The sequence below is a fragment of the Nocardioides sp. genome (assembly GCF_014360585.1).
Classification (GTDB): Bacteria; Actinomycetota; Actinomycetes; order Propionibacteriales; family Nocardioidaceae; genus Nocardioides.
Window position 1 is genome coordinate 1 of sequence record NZ_JACIXG010000153.1, and the last position, 4,223, is coordinate 4,223.

2 protein-coding genes are annotated in these 4,223 nt (G+C 66.2%); one reads left to right on the forward strand and one right to left on the reverse strand.

The annotated features are described in order from the left end of the window. Positions 1–97: 97 nt before the first annotated feature. Positions 98–1,288 (reverse strand): resuscitation-promoting factor, encoded by a 1,191-nt coding sequence (locus H5T77_RS25520; protein WP_292653416.1) that lies wholly within the window; start codon positions 1,286–1,288, stop codon positions 98–100. A gap of 449 nt (positions 1,289–1,737) precedes the next feature. On the opposite strand from H5T77_RS25520, the gene H5T77_RS25525 reads away from it, so the two are divergent. Then, positions 1,738–4,068, forward strand: coding sequence for a M6 family metalloprotease domain-containing protein (locus H5T77_RS25525; protein WP_292653417.1), 2,331 nt, complete (start codon positions 1,738–1,740; stop codon positions 4,066–4,068). Positions 4,069–4,223 lie beyond the last annotated feature (155 nt).

Below are 4,223 nucleotides of genomic sequence, written 5' to 3' on the forward strand. Positions count from 1 at the left end.
CCCCCCCACCCCGCGGTGGGGGCGCGTGGGCCCCTGTTGGCGGGTACCGCCGCGCCGACTCGAGCCCGATCTCTGGGGCAGATGCGCCGACTCGCGACTACTGGGGCAGACCGAGCTGCTGCGAGCAGTGCGGCCAGGCGCCGTAGCCACCGTTGGCGTCGCGGAGCTTGGTCGCGACCGCGATCTGGGACTCACGGCTGTTCTCGCTCGGGAGACCGGAGCCGCCGTAGGCCTGCCAGGTCTGCAGGTTGAACTGCAGGCCGCCGTAGTAGCCGTTACCGGTGTTGATCGCCCAGTTGCCGCCGGACTCGCACTGCGCGAGCTGGTCCCAGACGGTGCTGCCACCGGCGAAGTTGGCCGCAGGGGCCTCCTTCTCCTTGGTGCCGACCTTGACGATGCGCGGCTCGGGCTTCTCGATCACGTTCTGCGTGAGGACCTTGCGGGAGACGGTCTCGCCGTTCTTGAGGAAGACGCGGTAGGTCACCGAGCGGAGCCCGTCGGAGCCCTCCTCGACGACCTCGGTCTCGCCCTCGTACATCGAGGAGTCCTCGCGCTCCTCGACCGGCGCCTCGACGGTCTCGCGAGCGACCTTCTGGTCCTTGGCGGAGAAGTCGGTGAAGACGATCTTCTGGCCGCTCTTCAGAGCCTTGCCGGGGGCCGGGGAGACCTTGTCCCGGGGCTCCACCTTGACCTGGAGGTCCTCGAGCGCGTCGCCGACGGTCAGCGCGGTCACGCTGACCTTCTTGGCCTTCTTGCCGGCCAGCTCGACCTTGACGTCCTTCGGAGTGACGACGTCGAGCGAAATCCCGTCGCGGCCGATGTAGGCACCGCGGCTGGTGGAGAGCTCGGCACGGTCGTAGTCGCGACCGAGCTCGGCGAGAGCGCCGCCGACGGTGGTCGCGGTGACCCAGTGGTCCTGATCCTTGCCGTCGACCTCGAGGCTCAGCTGACGGGCGTAGCGCACGCTGATCGCGCTGCCGTCCTCGACCTCGGTGTCGACCGATGGGGCGACCGCGTCACGATCGCCGATCTCGATGCCCTCGGCCTCGAGGACCTCTCCGACGGTGTCGGCGTTGACGCTGACGTCCTTGGCCTTGCCGTCGACCGACACGATGACGTCGGTCTGTGAGGTCTTGACCCCGTACGCTGTGCCGCCTGCGGCGACCACAGCTGCGGCGAGTCCGCCGATCAGGATGGCCTTGCTGCGGCGGGTTGAAGCGATGTTGCGGAACCACGAGTTGGTGCTGCTGACGGGCACGATGCTCCGATGTTCGTTCTGCCCGGGCACGGGCGAACGGTGTTGCGAGATCTGACGATCTACGCGCTGAGGCCCACCCCCAACACCGTCCGGATCTGTCCCGATCCCGGCTTTCTCGCCCGACAGCGGAACAAATACGGTCGGTTAAATGCAAGTCCCCGGACCGAACCGCAGGCGATTACAAGCATGCAATCTCGGCATTGAATGCGTGTCAGAGAACGCTGTCAATACCTGTCGTAACGAATGACAGGTGTGCGATTCAACACCTCGAAATCGCAGGTCAAGACGGTCGATCAGGGTCGATGTCGTAATCCCGCCACGAATTGTCACGCCCGCTGGCCAATAGGCGACAAATCCTTTACAGGTAACTGCGTTGCTTGGTGTTGTACTCCGAAGCCATCTGTCTCGTGATGGCCCATCGTGCCGGTCGGTTCTCGGGAAGGCGGATGTGCGCGATGTCACCAGACTCCGGAGGAACGATGAACAGACGCCTTACCAGCGTTCTCGCTGCGGTTGCGGTCGCCGGCGTGACGCCGGTGGCCCTGACGCACTCGTCGGCAAGCGCCGTCGAGGACGCGGGGACCCCCGCCGCTGCCGCTGTGAAGCAGAAGATCGACGACAAGCCTGACGCGCTCAACACCAAGCGCCGAGAGCTCAAGACCAACGCAGCCACCGCCGTCGCCACGGGCGAGAAGAAGACGGTCACGAAGAACGGCAGCGAGGTCGTCAAGATGGGCTCGGGCAAGTACGCCCGCTGGGTGGAGCACGCGCCCACCGAGAAGTCCCAGCTGCTGAGCTTCCTGGTCGAGTTCGGCGAGGGCGGCAACCCGGCCTTCCCCGACAACACCTCGGGCCCGCTCCACAACGAGATCGCGCCGCCCGCTGAGGACGACAACTCCACCTACTGGGAGGAGGACTTCTCACGCGACCACTTCATGAACATGTTCTTCAACCAGGACAAGGGCACGGAGTCTTTCCACAACGTCTACAAGGAGATGTCGAGCGGCCGCTTCGACCTCCAGGGTGACGTGAGCGACTGGGTCACCCTTCCGCACGCGGCGTCCTACTACCAGGACGCGACCGGCGACGAGACCGCCGCGTCGATGAAGAACTACATCCAGGACAGCGCCAACGCCTGGTACGACGCGCAGAAGGCGGCAGGGAAGACCGACGCCGAGATCACGGCATACCTCCAGGACTACGACATCTGGGACCGCTACGACCTCGATGGCGACGGCAACTTCAACGAGGCCGACGGCTACATCGACCACTTCCAGGCGATCCACGCCGGCGAGGGCGAGGAGGCCGGCGCCGACCCGTGGGCCATCTGGTCCCACCGCTGGGCCGCGAACGCCTCCAGCTCCGACGGTCCGGCCGACTACCCGAATGCCGGTGGCGTCAAGATCGGCAACACCGACATCTGGATCCGCGACTACACCACCGAGCCCGAGAACGGCGGCCTGGGGGTCTTCGCGCACGAGTTCGGCCACGACCTCGGTCTGCCTGACTTCTACGACACCGCGGGCGGCGAGAACGGCACCGGCTTCTGGACCCTGATGAGCTCGGGTTCGTGGCTGGGCCACGGTGACGGCGCCATCGGCACCACCCCCAACCACATGGGCGCCCCCGAGAAGCTCTTCCTCGGCTGGCTCAACTACGACACCGTCGAGGCGGGTACGTCCAAGAAGGTGACCCTCGGCCCGAGCGTCCACGACACCGGGACGAAGTCCCCGCAGGCGCTCGTGGTCAACCTCCCCAACGGGGAGACCACCTATGACGTCGGCTCGGGCACCTCTGGCAAGACGTTCCTCTACTCCGGCAAGGGCGATGACCGTACGGCCACCGCGGTGAGCCCGGAGATCGCGGTCCCGGCGGGCGGCACGCTCTCGGCCAAGGTGAAGTACGACCTCGAGGCGGAGTACGACTTCACCTTCCTGGAGGCCTCCACCGACGGTGGCGCCACCTGGTCGGTTCCGCTGGCGACGAACCTGTCCGCGGCCGAGTACAACAACGGCATCCACGGCACCTCCGACAGCACCTGCGAGGTCAACTGCGCCGACCGTGACCCGCAGGAGTACGTCGACCTGACTGCTGACCTGGCGGCGTACGCGGGACAGAACGTGAAGCTCCGCTTCCGCACCGCGAACGACGGCGGCGTGGCCTACTACGGCTTCGCCATCGACGACCTCTCGGTCGGCTCGGCCTACACGACGGACTTCTCGTCCTTCGACGGCTGGACCAACAAGCAGTACATGGGCATCACCGACGGCACCTACACCGAGACGTACCCGCGCTTCTACATCGCCGAGAACCGGCAGTACAAGGGCTACGACAAGACGCTGGCCGAGGGTCCGTACAACTTCGGCTACGGCGTCACGGCTCCGGACAAGGTCGACCACTACGCCTACCAGGACGGCCTGCTGATCTGGTACAAGAACGGCGCCTACGGTGACAACAACACCTCCCAGCACCCCGGCGGTGGCCAGGCGCTGATCGTCGACGCCTCCATCGGTGTCCAGAAGTGGTCCGACGGCACCCTGTCGCGTAACCGGTTGCAGGGCTACGACTCGACGTTCGACGTCGACCGCACCGACGCGCTGTACCTCGAGAACGAGGTCGCCGGTGCTCCGAACAAGGTCCTCGACGTGCCGGCTCGTCAGGGTGTCTCCACCTTCCACGACAGCTCCGAGACGGCGTACTACGACCCGGCCAACCCGGCGCACTCGACCAAGACCGCCGGCAGCGGCGTCAAGATCGAGGTGCTCTCCTCGGACGAGCGCAAGGGCATCATGAAGCTCAACGTCTCCTGACCTGAGCGATCAGCCCCGCTGGTCGCGGCCACTACGTTCAGACCGGCGAGCGCTAGCGAGCGGTGTCGAGACCAACACAGTCGATGTGTTGGTCTCGACACGCCACCGCCAAGCGGCTCCGGCGGCGCGACCCGCGGGGCGCGCGTTTTACCAGG